The 23566-nt window shown below is 67.7% G+C and carries 23 protein-coding genes; 8 read left to right on the top strand and 15 right to left on the bottom strand.

Going from position 1 to position 23566, the window contains the following annotated elements; genetic code table 11:
• The first annotated feature begins 97 nt into the window (after nt 1-97).
• Together JCQ34_RS07255 and JCQ34_RS07250 are read left to right on the top strand one after the other, a co-directional pair.
• Nucleotides 98-1591: an AlkA N-terminal domain-containing protein gene (locus JCQ34_RS07255; RefSeq protein ID WP_286403253.1), complete on the top strand. Its 1494-nt coding sequence runs from the start codon at nt 98-100 to the stop codon at nt 1589-1591.
• A complete protein-coding gene (locus tag JCQ34_RS07250) occupies nt 1588-2082 on the top strand; it encodes a methylated-DNA--[protein]-cysteine S-methyltransferase (protein ID WP_286403251.1) in 495 nt (164 codons plus the stop codon). The genes JCQ34_RS07255 and JCQ34_RS07250 overlap by 4 nt, the downstream gene beginning before the upstream one ends.
• A gap of 78 nt (nt 2083-2160) precedes the next feature.
• Here JCQ34_RS07250 and JCQ34_RS07245 read toward each other — a convergent pair whose 3' ends face one another.
• The 10 genes from JCQ34_RS07245 to argC form a co-directional block, all read right to left on the bottom strand.
• Complete coding sequence (locus tag JCQ34_RS07245) at nt 2161-2898, bottom strand: maleylpyruvate isomerase family mycothiol-dependent enzyme (RefSeq protein WP_286403250.1); 738 nt, start codon at nt 2896-2898, stop codon at nt 2161-2163.
• A gap of 21 nt (nt 2899-2919) precedes the next feature.
• Nucleotides 2920-3468 carry a pyridoxine/pyridoxamine 5'-phosphate oxidase gene (locus JCQ34_RS07240; RefSeq protein ID WP_286403249.1) on the bottom strand — a complete coding sequence of 183 codons (549 nt, stop codon included), beginning with the start codon at nt 3466-3468 and terminating at the stop codon, nt 2920-2922.
• A 173-nt stretch (nt 3469-3641) separates the two neighbouring features.
• Nucleotides 3642-5132 carry an argininosuccinate lyase gene (gene argH, locus JCQ34_RS07235; RefSeq protein ID WP_434738938.1) on the bottom strand — a complete coding sequence of 497 codons (1491 nt, stop codon included), beginning with the start codon at nt 5130-5132 and terminating at the stop codon, nt 3642-3644.
• The gene (locus JCQ34_RS07230; protein ID WP_018763590.1) at nt 5129-6334 is read right to left on the bottom strand and encodes an argininosuccinate synthase; all 1206 of its coding nucleotides are present in this window, start codon (nt 6332-6334) and stop codon (nt 5129-5131) included. Before JCQ34_RS07230 ends, argH begins: the two co-directional genes overlap by 4 nt.
• A gap of 45 nt (nt 6335-6379) precedes the next feature.
• Entirely contained in the window at nt 6380-6910 is a 531-nt protein-coding gene (locus JCQ34_RS07225) for an arginine repressor (RefSeq protein ID WP_286403245.1), read from the bottom strand.
• Nucleotides 6910-7911 (bottom strand): ornithine carbamoyltransferase, encoded by a 1002-nt coding sequence (gene argF / locus JCQ34_RS07220; RefSeq protein WP_286403243.1) that lies wholly within the window; start codon nt 7909-7911, stop codon nt 6910-6912. The genes JCQ34_RS07225 and argF overlap by 1 nt, the downstream gene beginning before the upstream one ends.
• Nucleotides 7908-9161, bottom strand: coding sequence for an acetylornithine transaminase (locus tag JCQ34_RS07215; protein ID WP_286403241.1), 1254 nt, complete (start codon nt 9159-9161; stop codon nt 7908-7910). The genes argF and JCQ34_RS07215 overlap by 4 nt, the downstream gene beginning before the upstream one ends.
• Nucleotides 9158-10117 (bottom strand): acetylglutamate kinase, encoded by a 960-nt coding sequence (gene argB / locus JCQ34_RS07210; RefSeq protein ID WP_286403240.1) that lies wholly within the window; start codon nt 10115-10117, stop codon nt 9158-9160. Before argB ends, JCQ34_RS07215 begins: the two co-directional genes overlap by 4 nt.
• A gap of 55 nt (nt 10118-10172) precedes the next feature.
• Nucleotides 10173-11339 (bottom strand): bifunctional glutamate N-acetyltransferase/amino-acid acetyltransferase ArgJ, encoded by a 1167-nt coding sequence (gene argJ, locus JCQ34_RS07205; protein WP_286403239.1) that lies wholly within the window; start codon nt 11337-11339, stop codon nt 10173-10175.
• Nucleotides 11336-12367, bottom strand: a complete 1032-nt coding sequence (gene argC, locus JCQ34_RS07200) for an N-acetyl-gamma-glutamyl-phosphate reductase (protein ID WP_286403238.1) — start codon at nt 12365-12367, stop codon at nt 11336-11338. The genes argJ and argC overlap by 4 nt, the downstream gene beginning before the upstream one ends.
• Nucleotides 12368-12525: 158 nt before the next feature.
• On the opposite strand from argC, the gene JCQ34_RS07195 reads away from it, so the two are divergent.
• Nucleotides 12526-13491 carry a quinone oxidoreductase family protein gene (locus JCQ34_RS07195; RefSeq protein WP_286403237.1) on the top strand — a complete coding sequence of 322 codons (966 nt, stop codon included), beginning with the start codon at nt 12526-12528 and terminating at the stop codon, nt 13489-13491.
• Nucleotides 13492-13581: 90 nt separating this feature from the next.
• On the opposite strand, the gene pheT is transcribed toward JCQ34_RS07195, so the two are convergent.
• Both pheT and pheS read right to left on the bottom strand, forming a co-directional pair.
• Nucleotides 13582-16125: a phenylalanine--tRNA ligase subunit beta gene (pheT, locus tag JCQ34_RS07190; RefSeq protein WP_286403236.1), complete on the bottom strand. Its 2544-nt coding sequence runs from the start codon at nt 16123-16125 to the stop codon at nt 13582-13584.
• 2 nt (nt 16126-16127) lie between these two features.
• The gene (gene pheS / locus JCQ34_RS07185) at nt 16128-17189 is read right to left on the bottom strand and encodes a phenylalanine--tRNA ligase subunit alpha (protein ID WP_286403234.1); all 1062 of its coding nucleotides are present in this window, start codon (nt 17187-17189) and stop codon (nt 16128-16130) included.
• Between the two features lie 199 nt (nt 17190-17388).
• Here pheS and JCQ34_RS07180 point away from each other — a divergent pair, with 199 nt between their 5' ends.
• The 3 genes from JCQ34_RS07180 (at nt 17389) to JCQ34_RS07170 (ending at nt 19691) form a co-directional block, all read left to right on the top strand.
• Nucleotides 17389-17838: a hypothetical protein gene (locus JCQ34_RS07180; protein ID WP_286403232.1), complete on the top strand. Its 450-nt coding sequence runs from the start codon at nt 17389-17391 to the stop codon at nt 17836-17838.
• Complete coding sequence (locus JCQ34_RS07175) at nt 17838-18494, top strand: SIMPL domain-containing protein (protein ID WP_286403231.1); 657 nt, start codon at nt 17838-17840, stop codon at nt 18492-18494. Before JCQ34_RS07180 ends, JCQ34_RS07175 begins: the two co-directional genes overlap by 1 nt.
• A gap of 78 nt (nt 18495-18572) precedes the next feature.
• Nucleotides 18573-19691: an Rv2578c family radical SAM protein gene (locus tag JCQ34_RS07170; protein ID WP_286403229.1), complete on the top strand. Its 1119-nt coding sequence runs from the start codon at nt 18573-18575 to the stop codon at nt 19689-19691.
• Between the two features lie 34 nt (nt 19692-19725).
• Here JCQ34_RS07170 and JCQ34_RS07165 read toward each other — a convergent pair whose 3' ends face one another.
• Nucleotides 19726-20181 carry a (deoxy)nucleoside triphosphate pyrophosphohydrolase gene (locus tag JCQ34_RS07165; protein ID WP_286403228.1) on the bottom strand — a complete coding sequence of 152 codons (456 nt, stop codon included), beginning with the start codon at nt 20179-20181 and terminating at the stop codon, nt 19726-19728.
• Between the two features lie 168 nt (nt 20182-20349).
• On the opposite strand from JCQ34_RS07165, the gene JCQ34_RS07160 reads away from it, so the two are divergent.
• Both JCQ34_RS07160 and JCQ34_RS07155 read left to right on the top strand, forming a co-directional pair.
• Nucleotides 20350-21558, top strand: coding sequence for an MFS transporter (locus tag JCQ34_RS07160; protein WP_286403227.1), 1209 nt, complete (start codon nt 20350-20352; stop codon nt 21556-21558).
• Between the two features lie 151 nt (nt 21559-21709).
• Nucleotides 21710-21985 (top strand): GlsB/YeaQ/YmgE family stress response membrane protein, encoded by a 276-nt coding sequence (locus JCQ34_RS07155; RefSeq protein ID WP_159632311.1) that lies wholly within the window; start codon nt 21710-21712, stop codon nt 21983-21985.
• A 126-nt stretch (nt 21986-22111) separates the two neighbouring features.
• Here the strand turns inward: JCQ34_RS07155 and JCQ34_RS07150 are convergent, their stop codons facing one another.
• On the bottom strand, nt 22112-23038 hold the full coding sequence (locus JCQ34_RS07150; RefSeq protein WP_286403224.1) for a TrmH family RNA methyltransferase: 927 nt from the start codon (nt 23036-23038) through the stop codon (nt 22112-22114).
• Between the two features lie 69 nt (nt 23039-23107).
• A complete protein-coding gene (rplT, locus tag JCQ34_RS07145; protein WP_018763610.1) occupies nt 23108-23497 on the bottom strand; it encodes a 50S ribosomal protein L20 in 390 nt (129 codons plus the stop codon).
• Between the last annotated feature and the right edge of the window lie 69 nt (nt 23498-23566).

Here is a 23566-nt window from a genome sequence, read left to right as displayed (position 1 = left end):
ATCCCCGTTGAAGCGCGGCCCGGCGGACTTTTGCCCCCTCCACGGCCATGTCCGATTTCCGCTAGTAGCACTGGGCGCCGACTGGCAGGATGGAGGAATGGACTTCTGGCAGCGCTACCGGGCAATCGATGCGCGCGACCCCCGCTTCGACGGCCAGTTCTTCACCGCCGTCCGCAGCACCGGGATCTACTGCCGCCCCTCCTGCCCCGCCCGGACTCCCAAGGCCGCCAATGTGACGTTCTATGAAACGTCCGCAGCGGCCCACGAGGCAGGGTACCGGGCGTGCAAGCGCTGCCTGCCGGAGGCGGTGCCGGGCACCCCGGCCTGGAATGTGCGGCAGGATGTTGCGGGCCGGGCGATGCGGCTGATCAACGACGGCGTGATCAACCGGGACGGGGTGGCAGGCCTTGCCGCCCGACTGGGTTATTCGCCCCGGCAGCTTAACCGGATCCTGGCCCAGGAACTGGGCGCCGGGCCCCTGTCCCTGGCCCGGGCGGCGAGGGCCCAGACGGCACGCACCCTGCTGGTGTCCACCTCCATGAAGCTCGCCGACGTGGCGTTTGCGGCGGGCTTCAGCAGCGTCCGGCAGTTCAACGAAACCATCGCCGAAGTGTTCGCGATGACGCCCACCGCCTTGCGTCAAACGTCCCGGCACCCGGCAACCGCCGGAGGCACGACCGCCCTGACCCTGGGCCTGCCCTTCCGGCCGCCCTTCGACCCGGGCATCTTCTCCTTCCTGGCGGTCCGAGCCATCCCCGGAATCGAGGAGGGGACGCCCACCTCCTACGCCCGGACCCTGCGGCTCCCCCATGGTGACGCCAGGTTCCGGGTGGAGTACGACGGCGGCGCCCGGGGACGGCCGCTGACGCTCACCGTCGGCGCGGTGGACCTGCGCGACCTTCCTGCACTGCTCAGCCGCGTGCGCCGGCTTTTCGACCTCGACGCGGACCCGGAAGCGATCGACGGCGCCCTTGCCGCAGACCCGCGGCTGGCCACCTCCGTCGCCCAGGCACCGGGGATGCGGATGCCCGGAGCGCTGGATCCCCAGGAACTGCTGGTCCGGGCCATGGTGGGCCAGCAGATTACGGTAGCGGCAGCCCGGACCGCGTTGACCCAGTTGTCGGCTGCCGGGAGTCCCACCGCCGCACCCGGCGAAGGCCTGGACCGGCTGTTCCCTACCCCTGCGCAGATCGCGGCGGCCGGACATCTGTTGCGCGGTCCGCGGCGCAGGATCGAGTCGCTGGTGCACGCCGCGACAGCGATGGCTGACGGACGCCTTGAGTTCGGGTACGGGGACGACGTGGCCGGCCTCCGCGCGAAACTGCTGCCCTTGCCCGGGGTGGGGCCGTGGACCGTGGGGTACGTGGCAATGCGCGTCCTGGGCGCCCCGGACATCTTCCTTGCCAATGACGCCGCGGTCCGGAACGGGATCCGCGCCCTCCATAATGGGAACAGCGCCAACGGGAACAGCGTCCTGAGCCCTGACTTCCGCGAGTCCAGCCCCTGGCGTTCCTACGCCACCATGCACCTTTGGCGTGCTGCCGCCCGGCCCGCCCTGACAACCAACGCTCCTGCGAAAGGGATGCCATGAAAGCCCAACTGCTGCAGCTGTCCACGCCGGACGGACCGTTCACCGTCCTTGCCCGGGACGGCGTGGTCCTTGCCTCGGGCTGGACTCCCGGCCTTGCCGAGCTGACAGGGCAGGTTCATCCCGCCCTCCGCCCCGACACCGTGGAGGAGGTGACGGACCTCGGAGACATCTCAGCCGCCGTCGAGGCCTTTTACGACGGCGAGCCCGCCCCTGCCATGGCCGTCCCCGTCCTTCAGCAGTCGGGCCCGTTCCGCGCCCACGCGTGGGACGTCCTGCGCCAGGTCAAACCTGGTTCACCGGTCACGTACACCGAGTACGCAGCCCTGGCCGGCAACCCGCGGGCCGTCCGCGCCGCCGCCAGCGCGTGCGCGTTCAACGCCGCCGCACTGTTCGTTCCCTGCCACCGCGTGATCCGGACGGACGGCTCGCTGGGCGGCTTCCGCTGGGGCCTGCGCGTCAAGGAAAGCCTGCTGGCCCGGGAAGCCGCCTGACCGCTCCCCGGGTTGCTCCATCACTTATGGTTCCTAAAACCCCGGTTTAGGGACCATAAGTGATGGAGCAACGGTGTGCTATTTGGGGTCCGGCATTGCCGACGGCCACGGGAGCAGGCTGGGAAGGTCCGTACTGTCGCCGGCGGCAGTGGCGCGCAGGCTGTCCAGGGACGGCGTCCGTCCGGCCAGCCAGGCGGCGATGTCGGTGACCATGCCGCTGACGACGACGGTGCTGCCGCCGGCACCGAGTGCCAGCGGCGGAAGTGCCACGGGCTGAAGGACCAACCGCTTGTCGGCCGGCACGCGGGCGGCCAGGAAATCGAACAGGTGGGAGCAGAATTCCTTGTTCCAGGTTTCGGGGCCCGTTCCGGTGTCCAGGTCCGCGGTGTGGATGACCAGTTCCCGCCAGAGCGCCAGGCCGGCGTCGAAAATCACGCCGTCGCGGAAGGCGATACGGGTCTGCCACTCATCCCCGCTCAGGGCGTCGAAGCCGGTGAGCGCCCGTTGCATGGCCGCGGCCACGTCGTCCCGGTGCTCCTGAAGGCTGTGCCCGGCGGCGAGTTCGATCGCCCGGTTGCGGCCGTCCACGCCGCCGTCGTAAAGCTCCACGGTTTCACCGCGCCGGCCGTATTCCACTTGGCGGGCCAACGCACTGCAGATACCGGCGATGTGGGCCAGGAGGTGGCCGCGGCTCCAGCCGGGAAGGGTGGACGGTGCGCGTTCGCCGCCGTCGGGGATTCGGTCCATGGCCGCGGTCAGCGCCGAGGCGGCCTTGTGCAGCTCAGCCAGGAGGCCGGCAGGAGAAGGAGAGGTCATGCGGCCAGCCTAGCGGAGCGCTTAGCCGAGCGGCCGTCCGTCTGCGCTGACACGGTGGCGGACGTGTCGGCGGTCGTTGCTGGCCTGCCAGAACTCGATTTCGGCCGGCTGGAGGGCGTAGAGCTGCCAGTCCGGGTTGTCGCTGCCATCGGCCCGGGGCCGCTCGTGCCAATCGACGGAGGATGACTCCGCGGACAGCTCCGTCACCGCCCCCACCACACGGACCTGCCGGCCCAGTCCGGGCCAGTAGAAGTTCATCGCGGCGCGAGGTGACTCCGCCAGTTCCCGGCCCTTCCGGGAGGTGCGGGACGTGGCGAAGTGCCAGCCGTCGTCGTCAATGTTTTTCAGGATCAGCATCCGGGAGGACGGCTGCGCCCCGCCGTCGGACGCGGCGCCCACCGTGGCAAGACTGAAAGCGTGCGGCTGCCGCTCCCCCGCGTCCAGCGCCTCGTCCAGCCACTGCTTGAAGAGCAGCGCCGGGTCCTGCGGGGCGTTCTCCGGGTCGAAACCGGGCAGGTCGGACGGAAAGTCGGGCAGGGTGCGAAGAAACTTGCGGAAGGTTTCGCTCATGGCCCCAGCCTAGCCGCGGGTCAACGCCCCTCAACCCCCAACGCCCGCTCACGTTTTGCAGCTTAACCGGCGACGCCCGCTCAGGTTCTGCAGGTTAAAGAGCAAGGCCCGCTCACTTTCCTAAGGAAAGTGAGCGGGCGTCGGCCCAAAACATGCAGGAAGTGAGCGGGCGTTTAGCCTGCGTACTCGCGCACGCCGGCAAGCTCTGCCTCCAGCGCCGACAGCTGGCGTTCGACGGCGGCCGGCGCCGTTCCGCCCTGGGAGTTACGGCTGTTGAGCGACCCCTCGGTGGAAAGGACCGTGCGGACCTCCGGCGTGAGGTGCTCCGAGATGGCCGCGTACTCTTCATCCGTCAGGTCCCACAGCTCCACGCCGCGGGACTCGGCCTGCTTGACGGCGGCGCCGGACAGCTCGTGCGCCTCGCGGAACGGGACACCCTGGCGGACCAGCCATTCGGCGATGTCGGTGGCCAGCGCAAAGCCCTGGGGTGCCAGGGACTCCATCCGCTCCGTGTTGAACTTCAGCGTGGCGATCATGCCGGACACGGCCGGGAGCAACAGCTCCAGGGTGTCTGCGGCGTCGAAGACCGGCTCCTTGTCCTCCTGCAGGTCGCGGTTGTACGCCAGCGGCAGACCCTTGAGCGTGGCCAGCAGGCCGGTCAGGTTGCCGATGAGGCGTCCCGCCTTGCCGCGGGCCAGTTCCGCCACGTCCGGGTTCTTCTTCTGCGGCATGATCGACGACCCCGTGGAGTAGGAGTCATGCAGCGTGACAAAGGAGAACTCCTTGGTGGCCCAGAAGATGACTTCCTCGGAGATCCGCGACAGGTCAACGCCGATCATCGAGCAGACCCACGCGAACTCGGCGAAGACGTCGCGCGAAGCGGTGCCGTCGATCGAGTTGTGTACGGCGGAGAAGAACCCGAGGTCGGCAGCCACCGCCTCCGGATCCAGACCCAGCGATGAGCCGGCCAACGCGCCTGAACCGTAGGGTGAAACGCCGGCGCGTTTGTCCCAGTCCTGGAGCCGCTGCACGTCGCGCAGCAGGGCCCAGGCGTGGGCCAGGAGGTGGTGGCTGAGCAGGACGGGCTGGGCATGTTGCAGGTGGGTGCGGCCCGGCATGGCCACACCGTGGTGCGCCCTGGCCTGCTCCACGAGCGCGTCCACCGTAGCCAGCACGCCGCGGGCGATGATCCGGGCGTGGTCGCGCAGGAACATCCGGCCCAGGGTGGCCACCTGGTCGTTGCGGGACCGGCCCGCGCGGAGCTTGCCGCCCAACTGGGCACCGGCACGCTCAATCAGGCCGCGTTCCAGGGAACCGTGCACGTCCTCATCCGACTCAGCGGGCAAGTAGGCACCGGATGCCACGTCCCCGTCCAGCTGCGTCAGGGCCGCGAGCATGCCTTCCAGCTCGGCGTCGTCCAACAGACCGGCCTTGTGGAGCACGCGGGCGTGCGCCTTGGAGCCGGCGATGTCGTACCGCGCCAGCCGCCAGTCGAAATGGGTGGACTTGCTCAGCGCCGCGAGGGCGTCCGCGGGGCCACCGGCAAACCGGCCGCCCCACAGCGCACCTGCGTTCGTCGCCTCAGTCTTCGTCCCCGGGCGCACCCCAGCCTCGCTTCGCTCGGCCGGGGCCCCCTGCGCCCGTGGGCCCTGCTGCTGACTCACTTCCCTGCGACGCGAATGTCGCGGCCGGAGGCAACCTTGGCGGACATGCCCCACAGCTCGATGAAGCCCTTGGCCTGGGACTGGTCGAAGGTGTCGCCGGTGTCGTAGGTGGCCAGCGAGAAGTCGTAGAGCGAGGTGTCGGAGCGGCGGCCGTTGACGATGGCCTGGCCACCGTGCAGGGTCATGCGGATATCGCCGGAGACGTACTTCTGGGTGTCCTCGATGAAGGCGTCCAGGGAGCGCTTTAGCGGGGAGAACCACTGGCCGTCGTAGACCAGCTCTGCCCAGCGCTGGCCAACGGTGGCCTTGAAGCGGGCCTGCTCGCGCTCAATAGTGATGTCCTCGAGGTGCTTGTGCGCGGTGATCAGAGCCATGGCGCCCGGGGCTTCGTAGATTTCGCGGGACTTGATGCCCACCAAACGGTCCTCGACGACGTCGATGCGGCCCACACCCTGTGCACCGGCGCGGCGGTTGAGTTCCTTGATGGCCTGCAGCGGGGTGACCTTGACGCCGTCGATCGCCACGGGCACGCCTGCCTCGAAGGAGATGGTGACCTCATCCGGTGCCGGCGGGAACTCCGGGGTGGCGGTGTAGTCGTAGATGTCCTTGGTGGGGGCGTTCCAGATGTCCTCAAGGTAGCCGGTTTCCACGGCGCGGCCCCAGACGTTCTGGTCGATGGAGTACGGGTTCTTCTTGGTGGTCTCGATGGGCAGTCCCTTTTCCTCGGCGAAGGCGATGGCCTTGTCGCGGGTCAGGGCGAGGTCGCGGACCGGTGCGATGCACTTCAGGTCCGGGCCCAGGGTCTGGATGCCCACTTCGAAGCGGACCTGGTCGTTGCCCTTGCCGGTGCAGCCGTGGGCCACGGTGGTGGCGCCGAATTCGCGGGCGGCCTTCACCAGGTGCTTGACGATCACCGGGCGGGAGATGGCGGAGACCAGCGGGTAGTGGCCCTGGTAGAGGGCGTTGGCCTTCAGGGTGGGCACGCAGTATTCGTTGGCGAACTCGTCCGATGCGTCGGCCACGTAGGCCTCCACGGCACCGCAGCCCAGGGCGCGCTGGCGGATGGTTTCCAGCGATTCGCCGCCCTGTCCGACGTCGACCGCCACAGCGATGACCTCGGCACCGGTGGCTTCACCGATCCAGCCGATGGCGACAGACGTGTCAAGGCCGCCGGAGTAGGCCAGCACAATGCGTTCAGTCACTTTTGATGCTCCTTGTTGGGGTTGGTTGGTTCTTTGTCTTCAAGCTTATTGCCCGGCTTCCTCGGCCAGTTGCAGGAAGCGGGCGGCGAGGTCCTGGCCCCCCAGCGGATCGCGGGAGACCAGCAGGACGGTATCGTCGCCGGCAATGGTGCCCAGGATGGACGGCATCACCGAGTGGTCGATGGCCAGGGCCAGAAAGTTGGCGGCTCCCGGCGGCGTCCGGAGGACGGCGATGTTGGCCGATGCCTCTGCGGTGACCAGCAGTTCGCTGCACAGCCGGGCCAGCCGGGCGTCCAGGATTTCCTGAGTCACGCCGCTCTTGGCGCCGCGTTCGCCGCCTTCGCCGGGGACCGCGTACACCAGCACGCCTTCCTTGCCGCGCACCCGGACGGCCCCGAGTTCCACGAGGTCGCGGGACAGCGTGGCCTGGGTGACCTGTACGCCGTCGTCCGCCAGCAATGCCGCCAGTTCCGCCTGGGAACGCACGGACTGCCCGGTGAGGATGGCGGTGATGCGCGCCTGCCTGGCGGTCTTGGTGGCCGGGCTGGTGCCCGGGGAGGACGGTTGGGCGGACACTAGAACGTGCTTTCTCCGGTGCCTTCGACCGGAGAAAGGCCGTCGACGAACGCCAGGCCCGAACGGTGCATCAGCCAGGCCATCAGGGCCTTCTGGGCGTGGAGGCGGTTTTCCGCCTCGTCCCACACGATGGACTGCGGGCCGTCGATGACGTCGGCCGAGATTTCGTAGCCGCGGTAGGCGGGCAGGCAGTGAAGCACGACGGCGTCATCCGCGGCGAGTGCCATGGCGTCCGAGTCCACGGAGTAGTCCCGGAACAGCTGCATCCGGGCTTCCTTTTCGGCCTCCTGGCCCATGGACACCCAGGTGTCGGTGGCCACCACGTCTGCCCCCTGCAGCGCTTCCTTGGCATCGGTGGTGATGAGCACGGAGCCGCCGGTTTCCGCCGCACGCTCCCGGGCTGCCGCGACGATGTCCTCCGCCGGCAGGTAGCCCGCCGGCCCGGCGATGCGGACGTGCATCCCGGCCGTGACGCCGGCCAGCAGGTAGGAGTTGGCCATGTTGTTGGCGGCGTCGCCGAGGTAGCTCATGGTCAGCCCCGTGAGTTCGCCCTTGTGTTCCTTCACTGCCAGCAGGTCCGCCAGGAGCTGGCATGGGTGGTAGTCGTCGCAGAGGGCGTTGATGACCGGAACCTTTGAGTTCTCCGCCATGGCCACCAGGCCGGCGTGCGCACCGGTGCGCCACACGATGGTGGAAACCATCCGTTCCAGCACCTTTGCCGTGTCCTCTACGGATTCCTTGTGCCCGATCTGTGCTTCGCCGGGGTTGATGATCAGGGCATTGCCGCCCATGTCGGCGATGCCGGTGGCGAAGGAGACGCGGGTCCGGGTGGAGGTCTTGTCGAAGATCACGGCCACGGTCTTTCGGCCGCTGCCTTCCGCGGCATACGGCTGGACGCTGTAGGGGGCGGCCTTCATGCGGGCGGCCAGCTCCAGGACTTCCGCCTGTTCGGCCGGGGAAAGGTCGGTGTCCTTGAGGAAGTGCCGGGTTGCGGTTGTCACTGGGCGTCCTTAGCTGCTTGGAGGATTGCCGGGAAAGCGGCGAGGAAGGTGTCTGCCTGCGCCGTGGTGAGGATCAGTGGCGGGGCCAGGCGGATGGTGCGCGGGCCGGGGCTGTTGACGATGAACCCGGCATCGAGGGCGGCCTGCACCACCGCCGGTGCCACGTCGGCGTCCAGGTCGAAGCCGATCAGGAGCCCTTCGCCACGGACCTCGGTGACGCCCGGGATGGCCGCCAGTGCGGAGCGCAGGTGCTCCCCCACCGCCGCGGCGTTGGCCAGCACGTTCTGGCTTTCCAGGGCGTGGAGGGTGGCCAGGGCCGCCGCGGTGGCTACCGGGTTTCCGCCAAAGGTGGTGCCGTGCTGGCCGGCGGACAACAGCGACGACGTTGCCTCACCGAACGTGATCAGGGCACCGATGGGGAATCCACCGCCCAGCCCCTTGGCCAGGGTGACGGCATCGGGGACAATCCCGGCATCCTCGCTGGCCAGCCACTTGCCGGTCCGGCCGATGCCGGTCTGGACCTCATCCAGGATCAGCAGGGCACCGGCTTTGCTGGTGGCTTCGCGCGCGGCCTTGAGGTAGCCGGGGGGCAGCGGCCGGACACCGGCCTCGCCCTGTATGGGCTCCAGGAAGACCGCGGCCACGGTGTCGTCTACCGCCGCCTCCAGCGCGGCGATGTCGCCGAACGGAATGTGCACCACACCGCCGGGAAGCGGCTCGAAGGGTGCCCGGTAGGCCTCCTTCGCCGTGAGCGCCAGGGCTCCCATGGTCCGGCCATGGAACGCGCCCTCAAGGGCAATAATCTTCGTGCGTTTCGTGTCCGCGTTGCCCGTGTTGCGGCGGGCCAGCTTGAAGGCGGCCTCGTTCGCTTCGGTGCCGGAGTTGCTGAAGAACACCTTGGAACCGGCGGGGGCGTGGGCAAGTTCCAGGAGCTTCTCGGCCAGCGCCACCTGGGTGGGGCTGGTGAAGAAGTTTGAGACGTGGCCCAGGGTGGCCAGCTGGCTGGCGATGACCGAGGTCACGAAGGGGTGGGCGTGGCCCAGGGCGTTCACGGCGATGCCGCCCAGCAGGTCCAGGTACTCCTTGCCGTCGGCGTCCCACACCAGGCAGCCGGCCCCGCGGACCAGGACGCGCTGGGGCGTGCCAAATACGTTCATGAGCGAAGAGGAGTAGCGGGACAGCCACTCGGAGCCGGCGTGGCCCGTGGTCTCCACCAGCTCGGTCACTGATGCCTTCTCGATCGTGTTCATCCGTTGATCTCCTCGTCCGGGACTACCTGGGTGCCGATGCCCGCCGTCGTAAATGTTTCAAGAAGCATGGAGTGGGCCAGGCGGCCGTCCACGATGTGTGCCCGTTCCACTCCCTCGTCGACGGCCTTCAGGCACGCGGCCATCTTGGGGATCATGCCTGACTCAAGCCTCGGCAGCATCTTCCGCAGTTCCGACGCGGTGAGGGACGAAATCAGGGAGGATTTGTCCGGCCAGTTGGCGTAGAGTCCTTCCACATCGGTCAGGATCACCAGCTTGGAGGCGCCCAGCGCCGAGGCGACGGCGGCCGCCGCGGTGTCCGCGTTGACGTTCAGGACTTGGCCGGTGGGCTGGAACCGCGCGGTTCCCACCACGCCCTCCCCGCCGTCGACGATTTCCGGGGCGACGGTGGAGATGACGGGGATGCGTCCGGCGTCGAGGATGTCCACGATGCCGGCGGGGTCGACGCCCACCACCTCGCCCACCAGGCCAAGGTCCACCTCTTCCCCGTCCACTACGGTGCCGGTGCGGACGGCGCGGAGCAGGCCGCCGTCTTCGCCGGACATGCCCACGGCGTAGGGGCCGTGGGAGTTGATCAGGCCCACCAGTTCGCGGCCCACCTGGCCGGTGAGGACCATGCGGACCACCTCCATGGCCTCTGGAGTGGTGACGCGCAGGCCGCCCTTGAACTCGGATTCGATGCCCAGCCGGCCCAGCATGGAGTTGATCTGCGGGCCGCCGCCGTGGACCACCACGGGGTGGATGCCCACATGATGGAGGAAGACGATGTCCTCGGCGAAGGCGCGCCGGAGTTCGTCGTTAACCATGGCGTTGCCGCCGTATTTGACCACCATGATGCTGCCGGCGAACCGCTGGATCCAGGGCAGGGCCTCGATCAGGGTCTCAGCCTTGTCCTGCGCGGCGGACATGCTGGTGGTTTCACGCGTCTGGGTGTTCATGGTGTCACTTTCCACAGCAGTTGGGGCCCGGCGGGTTTTGCCCCGGGCGGTGCTCCTAGCTGGAGTAGGCGCTGTTTTCGTGGACGTAGTCGTGGGTGAGGTCGTTCGTCCAGATGGTGGCCTCGGCGTCGCCTGCCTGCAGGTCGATCTCCACCAGGACCTCGCGGGGCTCCAGGTCCACCAGGCTGCGGTCATCGCCGATGCTGCCGTTGCGGCAGATCTGGACGCCGTTCATGGCCACGTTGAGCTTGTCCGGCTCAAAGGCAGCATCCGTGGTGCCCACGGCCGAGAGCACACGGCCCCAGTTGGGGTCCTTGCCGAAGATGGCTGCCTTGAACAGGTTGGAGCGGGCAACCGAACGGCTGACCGTTTCGGCGTCTGCTTCGCTGGCTGCGTTGAAGGTGCGGATGGCGATGTCGTGGCTGGCGCCTTCGGCGTCCGCGATCAGTTTCCGGGCCAGCTCCGCGCAGACCTGGGTGAGGCCGGTACCGAAGTCCTCGGCCGAGGGCACGGCGCCGGACGCTCCTGAGGCGAGCAGGACAACGGTGTCGTTGGTGGACATGCAGCCGTCCGAGTCGGCGCGGTCAAAGGTGACGCGGGTGGCGTCGCGGAGGACGACGTCGAGCATTTCCGGCTGCACCACGGCATCCGTAGTGAGCACCACCAGCATCGTCGCCAGCCCGGGGGCCAGCATGCCGGCGCCCTTGGCAATCCCGCCGATGCTGAATTCCTGGCCGTCGGCGTCAGTGCCGATGAAAAGCGCGGACTTGGGCACGCTGTCAGTGGTCATGATGGCGGTGCCGGCAGCCGGGCCGCCTTCCGTGCTGAGCTCAGCAGCGGCAGCTTCAACGCCCGGCAGGATCTTGTCCATGGGCAGCTGCTCGCCGATCAGGCCGGTGGAGCAGACGAACACATCGGTGGCAGAGATCCCCAGGACCTCGGCGACTTTTTCGGCCGTGCTGTGGGTGTTCTGGAAACCGGTGGGGCCGGTGCAGGCATTGGCTCCGCCGGAGTTCAGGATGACGGCGTCCACGCGGCCATCTGAGACAACCTGGCGGGACCAGTGCACGGGGGCCGCTGCCACCCTGTTGCTGGTGAAGACGGCGGCAGCAGCCTTGGACGGCCCGTCATTGACGACCAAAGCGAGATCCGGCTTGCCGGAGGCCTTGAGGCCGGCGGTGACGCCGGCTGCCCGGAATCCCTGGGGTGCGGTGATGGTCACGGGGCTACTCCCTGCAGGTTGAGGCCGGCGGTTTCCGGCAGGCCGAGTGCGATGTTCATGGACTGCACGGCGCCGCCGGCAGTGCCCTTGGTCAGGTTGTCAATCACGCAGGTGACGACGACACGCCCTGCGTGGGGGTCGAATGCCACCTGCATGGCCGCGTGGTTGGAGCCCTGCACGGACTTGGTGGCGGGCCACTGGCCTTCCGGAAGCACGTGGACGAACGGCTCGTCCTCATACGCTTCGATCCAGGCCAGGCGCAGCTGCGCGGCGGTGGTGCCGGCCTTGACCTTGGCCGTGGCGGTGGTCAGGATGCCGCGGCTCATGGGGGCCAGCGTGGGCGTGAAGGAAACGGTGACCTTCTCCCCTGCCGCATTCGACAGGCCCTGCTCGATTTCCGGGGTGTGCCGGTGGCCGCCACCCACGCCGTAGGGGCTCATCGAGCCCATGACCTCGGACCCGATCAGGTTGACCTTGGCGGCCTTGCCCGCGCCCGAGGTGCCGGAGGCGGAAACGATCACGACGTCGTCGGGCTCCAGCAGGTGGGCAGCGAACCCGGGGGTCAGCGCCAGCAGGGCCGACGTCGGGTAGCACCCGGGAACGGCAATGCGCTTGGCGCCCTTCAAGGCCTCGCGCTGGCCGGGCAGTTCCGGAAGCCCGTAGGGCCAGGTGCCGGCGTGCGCGGAGCCGTAAAACTTTTCCCACGCCGCAGGGTCCTCGAGGCGGTGATCGGCGCCGGCGTCGATCACCACTGTGCCCTCCGGCAGCTGGGCGGCGATTTCAGCGGATGCACCATGCGGCAGCGCGAGGAAGACGACGTCATGGCCGGAAAGGTTTGCCACCGTGGTGTCTTCAAGGATGCGGCTGGCGAGACCATGCAGGTGCGGCTGCAGTTCACCCAGGCGGGAACCGGCGTTGCTGTGGGCTGTGATGGCACCGATGGTCACACCCGGATGCCCGGCCAGGAGTCGGAGGACCTCTCCCCCGGCGTAGCCGCTGGCTCCGGAAACCGCAACAGAAATAGTCATGCTCCGACTATACAGCAATAGTTATGCATTGGTACCGATAATTATGCATAGGCATTGGCTGCAAGAGGCGTGCCGTACTTGTCCTCCCGGACACCCCTGTCCCTAGGATGGTTTCGGCAGCCGGGTCCGGAAACGCCGGGACCCGCGAAAGGAGAGCCATGACGCACGCAATCGTCGCACGGCAGGCAGGCGGTCCGGAAGTCCTTGACTACGTTGAAGTTGAACCTCCCACTCCAGGTCCCGGACAATTGCTGATCCACGTCGGGGCGGCGGGCGTCAACTTCATCGACACCTACAAGCGCAGCGGCATCTACAAGGTGCCCTACCCCTTCATCCCCGGTTCGGAGGCCGCGGGCACGGTGGAAGCAGTAGGCGACGGTGTGACCGGTTTCGCCGTGGGTGATCGGGTAGCTACCGCGGAAGGCGTCAGCTGCTACGCGGACTACGCGCTGGTGGATGAGGATGCCGCACTGCCGGTCCCCAAGGGCCTGGACGTATTCACTGCCGCAGCGCTCCCCCTGCAGGGTGTCACAGCGCATTACCTGATGAATTCGACGTTCAAGGTGGAGCCGGGGCACAAGGTCCTGCTGCATGCCGGGGCCGGCGGCGTGGGGCTGCTGCTGATCCAGCTGCTCAAGGCGCGCGGGGCGGAAGTCATCACCACGGTCTCCACCGACGAAAAGGAACAGCTTGCGCTCGACGCCGGCGCGGACCACGTGCTGCGCTACGGCGACTTCTCCGGGCGGGTCAGGGACATCACCAGCGGGACCGGCGTGGACGTCGTTTATGACGGCGTGGGCAAGGATACTTTCGACGGTTCGCTGGCGTCATTGCGGGTCCGCGGAATGCTGGTGCTGTTCGGTGCCGCCTCGGGCCCCGTTCCACCCGTTGACCCGCAACGCCTCAATGCCGGCGGTTCCCTTTTCCTGACGCGCCCCACCATGGGCCATTACCTGCGGGATGCGGCGGAGCGGCGCTGGCGCTCGGACGAAATTTTTGCCGCCGCCGCGGACGGCAGCCTGAAGGTCCGCATCGGCGCCCGCTATCCGTTGAGCCAGGCCGGGCAGGCGCACCGCGACCTCGAGGGCCGCAAGACAACCGGCAAGGTCCTCCTGGTGCCCTGACATATGGTCGTCGGCCAAAACACGCCGCCAGCAGAAAGTCCCCGCAACCCATGAGGATTGCGGGGACTTTCGGATTTGTTGGGGCTGCCGTTAGCGCTGGACAGCTCCGAAGCGCTCGGCCGCGAGGGCCACGGCGCTTTCGCGGGCTGCCGAGGCTTCATCGGCGGTCAGGGTGCGGTCAGCGGCACGGAAACGGAGTCCGAAGGCCAGCGACTTCCTGCCTTCCTCGATGCCCTTGCCTGCATAGACGTCGAACAGCGCCACGTCCTCCAGCAGCTCACCGGCCCCTTCGCGGAGTGCGGCGAGAACCTCGTCTGCCGGCACGTCGGCCGGAACCACCAGGGCCACATCCTGGGTTGCCACGGGGAACGTGGAGATATGGCGGGCCACGATCACGTCCGGAGCCGCCTCAAACAGGGCGTCGGCGTTGATTTCCAGTGCAACGGAACGGGCCGGCATGTCCGAGGCTGCCAGCAGCTTGGGATGCAGTTCGCCCGCGTACCCCACGGTTTCCCCCGTCCGCAGTGCAAGCCTGGCGGTGCGGCCGGGATGGAATGCCTGGTGGCTGCCCTGGCTGACCACAAGGTCCACGCCGAGGACATCGCCGGCAAGGCGGGCAACGTCCAGCGCATCGGCCCAGTCCCACGCCCGGGGGGTGTGGGACGCGGCTGCCGGGGAATCGTGGCCGGTGAGGACCGCGGCGAGGTGGAACGGCTGCTCCGGGACGCCGTCGAACAGGTCGTCCAGCACCTCGTCGGAGGGCTTGATTCCCAGCGGCGGGATGGAGGCTGTGCCCACGCTTTCACCGGGCAGGAACACCAGGCCGGATTCGAAGAGGGCCAGGTCACGGAAGCCGCGCGAGTGGTTCCGCTTGGCCACCTCGATCAACCCGGGCAGGATGGAGGTGCGCAGGTAGCCGTGCTCCTCGCTGATGGGGTTGGCGAGCTTGACGGCGCTCCGCTCCGCACCCTGCTCCGCCACCCCGAAGGTGTCATTGGCGGCCTTGGACACGAACGGGTACGCCAGGACCTCGGTAAGCCCGAAGTCCGCCAGGGCCTGGATCAGGCGCCGGCGCTGCTGCTGGACCCTGGTGAGGCCGCGGCCGGGAGGGGCCACCGGAAGCGTGGCGGGGATCTTGTCGTAACCCACCAGCCGGGCGATCTCCTCGGTCAGGTCTTCCTTGGTCTCCAGGTCGCTGCGCCAACTGGGCGGCGTAACGGTCCAGCCGCCGTCGTTCTTCACCACTGCAGCACCCAGGTCCTCAAGGGAGGTGACGATCTGGTCCTCGGTGAAGTCGATGCCGATCCGCGCGGCGGCGAAGCCTGCGGGCAGCTCGATGGTGACGGTTTCGGGAGCGGTGCCGACGTCGGTGCCGGTCTCATCTGCCGTGCCGCCGGCCAGTTCCACCAGGAGGTCCACCACGCGCTGGGCGGCGATGCCGGCCACTTGCCAGTCCACGCCGCGCTCGAAGCGCTTGGAAGCCTCGGACGGCAGCTTGTGCCGGCGCCGCGAGCGCCCGATGGACACCTCGTCGAAGTGCGCCGACTCCACCAGGACGTTCGACGTCGAATCGCTCACCTCAGTCGCCGCGCCGCCCATGACGCCGGCGATCCCGATGGCGCCGGAGTCGTCGGTGATCAGCAGGTCCTCGGCATCAAGGGTGCGTTCCTTGCCGTCCAACGTGGTGATCTTCTCGCCGGCGGAAGCGCGCCGCACCACGATGTCCCCGGACAGCTTGTCCAAGTCGTAGCAGTGGGTGGGCTGGCCCAGCTCGAGCATGACGTAGTTGGAAATGTCCACCGGCAGCGAGATGGAACGGATGCCGGCCAGCCGGAGCCGGGACACCATCCACTGGGGCGTCGGCTTCGTTGCATCCACTCCACGAACGGTGCGTGCTACGAAGCGGTCGCAGCCGGGCTTGCCGTAGATGGGGGCATCGTCATTGAGCTTGATGCCGTAGCCGCCGGAAAGCTCGGCCGGGGCCTGCACCCTGGATGCGGGATCCGTGAAGGAGGTTCCGGTGGCGTGCGCGTATTCGCGGGCCACGCCGCGGATGGAGAAGGCGTAGCCGCGGTCCGGGGTGACGTTGATTTCCGCCGCCTGGTCGTAGAGGCCCAGCAGCTCCATGGCGTCGGTGCCCACTTCCGGGTCAAGCCCGATGCGGGACAGCACCAGGATGCCGTCGTGGTCCTCGCCGATCCCCAGTTCGCGGACGGAGGCGATCATGCCGGCGGAGAGGTGGCCATAGGTCTTGCGGGCGGAGATGTGGAAGTCGCCGGGCAGCACGGCACCCGGGAGGGTGACCACCACCTTGTCTCCTTCCACGAAGTTGTGGGCGCCACAGATGATGCCCTGCACACCGGAGGGGTCGATGCCGTCCCCCGTGAGGGTCTGTTCCTTGCCTTCGGGGACAACGCGGACCTGGCACCAGTTGATGGTCTTGCCGTTGCTCTGCGGTTCCTTGACCAGGCTCAGGACCTGGCCCACCACTATGGGGCCGCGCAGGGTTTCCGTGGGGCGGTGGACCGCCTCCTCCTCGAAGCCGACCTTGACCAGCTCTGCCATGACGTCTTCGGCCGTTGCTTCGGCCGGTACTGCCGCGAATTCACGCAGCCAGGAAAGTGGGATACGCACTGTTAAATCTCCATCCCGAAGTGCTCGCTGAACCGTACATCGCCTTCGATCATGTCGCGCATGTCCCCCACCTCATTGCGGAACATGAGGGCACGCTCGATGCCCATGCCGAAGGCAAAACCTGAATAGACCTCCGGATCGATGCCGGCGGCGCGCAGGACGTTGGGGTTGACCATGCCGCAGCCGCCCCACTCGATCCAGCGGGGTCCGCCCTTGGCGCCGGGGTGGAAGATGTCCAGCTCGGCGGAGGGCTCGGTGAACGGGAAGTAGTTGGGCCGCAGCCGTACCTTCGCCTCGTCGCCGAACATCTGCCGGGTGAAATGCTCCAGGGTTCCGAGCAGGTCGGCCATCGTCAGGCCCTTGTCGATGGCCAGGCCTTCGAACTGGTGGAACACCGGCGTGTGCGTGGCATCGAGCTCATCGGTGCGGAACACCTTGCCCGGGCACAGCACGTAGATGGGCACCTCGCGCTCCAGCATGGACCGCACCTGCACCGGGGAAGTGTGGGTGCGCATGACCAGGTGCGCCTCCGGAGGTTCCACGAAGAAGGTGTCCTGCATTTCGCGGGCAGGGTGGTCCGGCTTGAAGTTCAGGGCATCGAAGTTGAACCACTCCGACTCCACCTCCGGGCCCTCGGCGATTTCCCAGCCCATGCCCACGAAGATGTCCGCCACGCGGTCCTGCAGCGTGGAGAGCGGGTGGCGGGCACCGGCACGGCGGCGGCGCGGAGCGGCCGTGACATCCACGGTTTCCTCCACCAGGATCCGGGCGTCGTTCTCAGCCTCCAGCACTTCGGCGCGCTCGGCGAGCGCCTTGTTGACCTTCCCGCGGGAGGCACCCATCAGCTTTCCGGCGAGCGCCTTCTGGTCCTTGGGCAACCGGCCGATCTCACGGTTGGCAAGGCTGAGCGGGGACTTCTCGCCACTGTGGGCAAGGCGCACCGCCTTCAGCTCGTCAAGGGTGGCCGCACCGGCAATGGCGGTGATGGCCTGGTCTACAGCGGCGTTGATGGCGGCCTCATCCGTGGGGTTCGGAATGGCGGCGCCCGGCAAAGTTTCAGTCATCTACTGTTCTTAGCTACGAGTCGTGGCTGCCGGCGGGCGGGGCAGCCGCGCGCGGTTTCCCGCCCGGCGTGTCCGTCGCTGGCAGGTCATGGATGAATGCTGAACGTCAGTGGCATTCAATGACCAGGTCAGGGCTCGCCGGCAGGACCGGCGGCCACTGCCCTCCAGTCTAGTAGAACCCTCCGGCTACCATGGCCTCATGACTTTGCGGCAGCGCAGGGGTTCCCTTGAGGGCCCGACGACGGCCCAGCGGCTCAGGCGGGCAGCCAACCTCCTTAACGGAAGCACCCTGGCCGGGCTCGCCGTCGCCCTCGCCGCCCGGACGCGCATCAGCCGCGGCCCCCGGGGCCTGGTCATCGCCGCGGGTTACCGCTGGCGGGTGCCCTTTGCGCACGCCTACACCCTGGGCAATGTGGTGCTGTGCCGCAGCACAGCCGAGGAGCTGGCGTCCCGGCCGGCGCTCCTGGGACATGAGGAACGGCACTGCAGCCAGTACGCGTGGTGCCTGGGGCTGCCGTTTATCCCGTTGTACCTCGCAGCCGCCGGCTGGTCCGTGCTGCGCACGGGAAATCCGGGGACGGCGAACATCTTTGAACGGCAGGCGGGGCTGGCCGCGGGCGGTTACCCCCTTACGGGGAGGCGGATGTAATGGTTGAGGACCCCCATGTGCAGGTTGGAGCAGGCACGGTCACCGTGACGGGAACGGGCTCCGCGGAGGCGGCCCCGGATCTGATGCTGGTTTCAGTAGGCGTGGAGTGCCGGGCAGGGTCGGTGCAGGAAGCGTATGCGGCAGCGGGCGGGGCCCTGGCTGCTGTGGGATCCGCGCTCCGCGGCCGCGGCGTTGCCCCGGCCGATCTCCGGACCGCTGGGCTGAGCGTCCGGGCCGACCTCGCCTGGCGGGACGGGGAAGGACAAAAACTCGTGGGCTACGTGGCAGCCGGCAGTCTTCTGGTGAGGTTGAAGGATCTCAGCAGCGCATCGGGCACGGTTTCGGAAGCCGTCCGCGCGGCCGGGGACGCTGCCCGGCTCAACAGCCTGCAGCTGGTCCTGTCCGATGATTCCGCCATCCGGGCACAGGCACGGGATGCCGCGTGGGAGGACGCGTTCCACACTGCCGGGCAGTACGCCGCCCTGGCCTCGGCCACCCTGGGGCGGGTGTTGTCCGTGACGGACCAGCGCCCGGCTTCAGGCCCCGTACCGCTTGCCGGGCTGCAGCGGACATCCGCCACCGAGTCCCTGGCGGTGGAGCCCGGGGAAAACCGGGTGGACGCGGCCGTGACCGTCACGTGGGAACTGCAGCGCTGACACTCTTTCAGCAGGGATGGGGCCGACGGGAGGTGTTGCGGCCTTGACTTACATTCGAACATGTTTTCGAATGGAGGCATGAGATGGGAAGCGCAAGCACTGGTGCCCACACCCAACCCCGCAGGCGCGGCCGCTCCCGCCTTGCTTCCGCTGGCGGGCCTGGTCCGCTCCGTCACCACGCCTGAGTTCGCCGGCATCACATTCCACGAGGTCACTGCCAAAACGGTGCTCAACAGGGTGCCGGCGGGGTCGAAGATGCCGTTCGAATGGACCGTCAATCCCTATCGCGGCTGCAGCCACGCCTGCGTCTACTGCTTTGCCCGCAAGACGCACACGTACCTGGATTTCGACGCCGGCATGGACTTCGACAGCCAGGTAGTGGTGAAGGTGAACGCGGCGGAGGTCCTGCGCAAGGAACTGAACAAGGCTTCCTGGACCCGCCAGCAGGTGGCGCTGGGCACCAACACCGACCCCTACCAGCGGGCCGAGGGCCGGTACCGCCTCATGCCGGGAATCATTAACGCCCTGGCGGAGTCCGGCACTCCCCTGTCCATCCTCACCAAGGGAACCCTGCTGGCGAGGGACATCCCGCTGCTCAAGAGCGCCGCCACGCAGGTCCCCGTAGGGCTCGGCATTTCGCTGGCCATGACCAACGAAGCCCTGTCCGAGGCGATCGAACCCGGGACGCCCGGACCCAGGGCCCGGCTCCGGCTGGTGTCCCGGCTCCGCGAAGCGGGACTGCCCTGCGGGGTGATGGCCATGCCCATCCTGCCGTGGTTGTCCGACAGCGACGAAGCACTCGATTCGCTGTTCGGCTCGTTGGCGGCGGCGGGCGCAACCGGCGTCACCGCGGGTGCCCTGTACCTGAAGCCCGGCACCAGGGAGTGGTTCATGAAGTGGATCGCGGCCAACCACCCCGAACTGGCCGGCCGCTACCGGCGGCTGTACGGCACCGGCTCCTACGCGTCCAAGGAATACCGGACGTGGCTCGCCGGCAGGGTCCGATACTTCAAGGCACGCCACGGTTTTTCGCATTCATCAGGCTTCAGCCACCGGGACCTGGACAAGCCGGACCTGGACGACCCGCGCGTGGAAGAGGCGCAGTACCCCGCAGGCAGCATCCCCGTCGCCGTTCCGGGTGGCTCCCCTGCTGATTCAGCAGCCTCCGGGCCCGGAGTGCAGGACTCACTGTTCTGAATTTCTTGGGGGTCTGGGGGTCAGTCGCAGGAGTTCAATCCTTTGCCAGGGGCTCCTGCACCGGCACCGCCACAGAGTCCAGGAGGGCACTGACAATCGGATAATCCGCCGGAATCCACGGCAGGCCAAGGACGGCTTGCCGGTTCCGCAGGTCCACCCACCGCAGTTCGTCATGCTCTTCGAGGGGCATCGCCTCGCCCCTGGTCACTTCGGCGAACCAGACCCGCATGCTGGCGCGCTCATTGAGGGGCCAGCCCTGGGGTTCCTCCGCGGGCAGCTCCGAACCCAGGCGGACATCGATACCCAGTTCCTCGGCAAGTTCGCGCACCAGCGCTGTTTCGGGTTCCTCGCCGGGTTCCACCTTGCCTCCTGGAAACTCCCACAGCCCGGCCAGGTGCTCCGGGGCGCTCCTCCGCGCCACCAGCATTGCCGCCGGCTGGGCCAGGTTGTCCACCACGGCTCCGCCCACTACCTGTATCAGTCCAGTCACCGGCCCATTCTATGGGCCACAATGGGAAGGTCCGGAACAGCATCCGGCAGTCCACCGACGCCACAGGAATAGCTCCTGCCCGCCCGGGGTTTGCCACATTGTCCGGATCTTCCTGCCCCATTGCCGTGGCACCGTCCATTCCATGTTCCACCTTCGAAAAGCAGGCATATGAGCAGCGTTCTTTCCCCGTCCACGGCAGCCGGCACCAAGGCCCCCAATATCGGCATGGCCATCTTTGCCCTGGCCATGGGCGGTGTGGGCATTGGTGTCACCGAGTTCACCATGATGGGCCTGCTGAAGGAAGTGGAACAGGGACTGGGGATCAGCACGCCCGAGGCCGGCCACCTGATCTCCGCCTACGCGCTGGGAGTGGTAGTCGGCGCTCCCCTGCTGGCCGCCGTCGGAGCCAAGCTCCCCCGCAAGAAACTGGCGCTCGGCCTCCTGCTGCTCTTCACGGTGGCCAATCTGAGTTCTTTCATCGCCCCTGACTACGGGTCGATGCTCCTATCCCGCTTTGCCGCCGGCCTCCCGCACGGGGCCTTCTTCGGAGTTGCTGCCGTCATCGCCGCCTCCCTGGTCCCTGCCACCCGGCGCGGCTGGGCCATCTCGATGGTCATGGCCGGGCTCAGCGTCTCCAACGTGGTGGGCGTACCGTTTGCCACGTGGCTGGGCCAGACCTTCGGCTGGCGGCTCCTGTTTGTCCTGGTGGGTGCCATCGGACTGCTGGCGTTGGCCATGGTGTGGAAGTTCGTCCCCTTCCAGGCCACCCATCCCGATGCGAGCATCCGGCGTGAGCTTGGCGCCCTCAAGCGGCTGCAGGTGTGGCTGGCCCTCCTGGTGGGCATCGTGGGTTTCGGCGGCTTCTTCGCCACCTACACCTACATCGCGCACACCATGACCGCCGTGGCCGGCATCCCGTCCGCACTGATCCCCCTGGTGGTGGCGCTGTATGGGCTGGGCATGGTGGCCGGGAACATCGTAGGCGGCCGGCTGGCCGACAAGTCCGTCATGGGCACCCTGTACCGGGTCCTTCCGGCTGTTGCCGTAGCCCTGGTGGTCTACGCCGTGGCAGCGCACTGGCCGTGGAGCGCCATGGTCATGGTGTTCGTGGTGGGTGCCTCTGGATCCATGCTGATTCCGGCGCTGCAGACCCGGCTGCTGGACGCCTCGCCGGATGCACCGTCACTGGCATCCTCGCTGAACCATGCCGCGCTGAACGTCGCCAATGCGTTGGGAGCGTTTCTCGGCGGTCTGGTCATTGCCCTGGGATGGGGCTTCACCGCCCCGGCGCTTGTCGGCGCCGTCCTGGCGCTCCTCGGTTTCGGCGTTGCCCTCTTCAGCGGCCTGATGGAACGCAAACGGCCGCTGGCTGCCTGAGTTGCGCGGGCCAGCCCTCTTTTGAGTGGCCTGCCGACAGGGGGCCTAACGATGCTGCAACGCCGCCCCTGGGGCTACTGACTTTAGGGGGTGCTTATGTTAGCTTGAGCCTCATCGGGACTATTAATCCCGGTCACAATGAGGAGGAGACATGGGTTTTCTTGCTTGGATTATTTTGGGCCTGATTGTTGGGGCCATCGTTAAAGCCGTAATGCCCGGACGGGTTGGCGGCGGCTGGGTGACCAGCCTCATCCTGGGTGTCGTCGGAGCCATTGTTGGCGGCTGGATTGGCAGCCTCCTGTTCAACAAGGGCGATCTTGCCTTCTTCGACCTCGGCACCTGGATTCTCGCTATCGTCGGCGGCCTGGTTGTCGCCGGCATCTACGGAGCAGTCACCGGACGTGGAAAAGCCAGCCGCGCACCCTGATCGCTTTGTCAATCAATAAACCCACGGGCCCCGGAATTCCGGGGCCTTTCTTTGTGCGCCGGCCCGCCGCCGTCGTCCGTGCTTGTGTCCAGACCTGCCTTTGTGCCCGCTCCTGCCCCGGGCGTCCTATCCGGCGCTTCCGGTCCCCGCCGCGGCTTCCACCCTGCGCTGGGACCGGGCGCTGGCGTACAGGCAGACGGTGGCTGCGGTCCCAAGGTTGAGGCTTTCGGCGGCGCCATAGACGGGGACGGCCACCCGGTGGTCCGCGAGTCCCAATTCCTCCTCGGAGAGGCCCTGCGCCTCGTTCCCAAAAAACCAGGCGGTAGCCCCAGCGAGATCGTAGACGGATTCCGGGCCGGTGCCGGTGAGCCTGCGGCGGGCGCTCTCGTCCTGCAGGACGTCCAGGTCCAGCTGGCCATAACCGTCCGCCGCGAGGACGCCGATGCCCCGGGCCTTGCATTCCGCCGCCAGTTCCGCAGGGTCCGCGGCCAGGACCACCGGAAGGTGGAACAGTGAGCCCGCGGTGGACCGGACCGCCTTGGGGTTATAGATGTCGACGCTAGAGGCTGTGAAGACCACCGCGTCTGCACCGGCGGAGTCGGCCGCCCGCAATACAGTTCCAGCGTTGCCCGGGTCCCTGACCTGGCACAGGACCGCAATCAAACGGGGGCCGGCATCCAGCACCTCCGCCAGGGAAACGTCCACGAAACGGCAAACGGCGACGATCCCCTGCGGATTGACGGTGTCCGCCATGGCGGCCAGGACGTCATCGGTGGCCAACCTGGCATTGGTGCCGTGGGCCAGCTCTTCAAACTCGGGAAAACGGTCAAGGCAACTTTCGCTGGCAAAAACTTCCGTGACCACTCCGGGAGCGCCAGCTGCAAGGCGCTGCTGGTGGAGCTTGAGGGCCTCCCGGACAGCCTGCGGACCTTCAGCAAGGAACTGGCCGCGCTTTAAACGGGCCGGGCGCCCTGCAAGTTTCGCCACGTCCCTGACCCGATCGGCTCGGGGGTTGGACAGTGGAAGATCTTGCGGGCGCCCGGTTTCGTTCATACAAGAACTGTAGTAGCTGCTGCCACCTGTTCCTGAATGGGCCCCTCAGGCGAGGGGCGGCAGCAATGGCTAGGCTGCGGCAACCTTCTTGGCGGAGGTGTCTGCCGGCAGGGAGTCCTTGGCAACCTGGACCAGTGCGGCGAAGGCGTTGGCGTCGGAGACGGCAAGCTCGGCCAGCATACGGCGGTCAACCTCGACCTCCGCGGCCTTCAGGCCCTGGATGAGGCGGTTGTAGGTGAGGCCGTTGGCGCGGGAAGCAGCGTTGATGCGCTGGATCCACAGGCGGCGGAAGTCGCCCTTCTTCTTCTTGCGGTCGCCGTAGCTGTACACAAACGAGTGCAGCAGCTGCTCTTTGGCCTTGCGGTACAGGCGCGAACGCTGTCCGCGGTAACCCTTTGCCCGTTCAAGGACAACCCGGCGCTTCTTGTGGGCGTTAACCGCCCTCTTCACACGTGCCACGTGCGTACTCCTTCGAAAATCTGATCCCAAGCATCTGTTGCCGGTAATCCGGCGGCGGCCTGAGAAGGC

Origin of the sequence: Pseudarthrobacter defluvii (genome assembly GCF_030323865.1) — a bacterium.
Classification (GTDB): Bacteria; Actinomycetota; Actinomycetes; order Actinomycetales; family Micrococcaceae; genus Arthrobacter; species Arthrobacter sedimenti.
The sequence above is the reverse complement of the archived record's forward strand: the minus strand, read 5'-3'. Positions and strand labels throughout refer to the sequence as shown.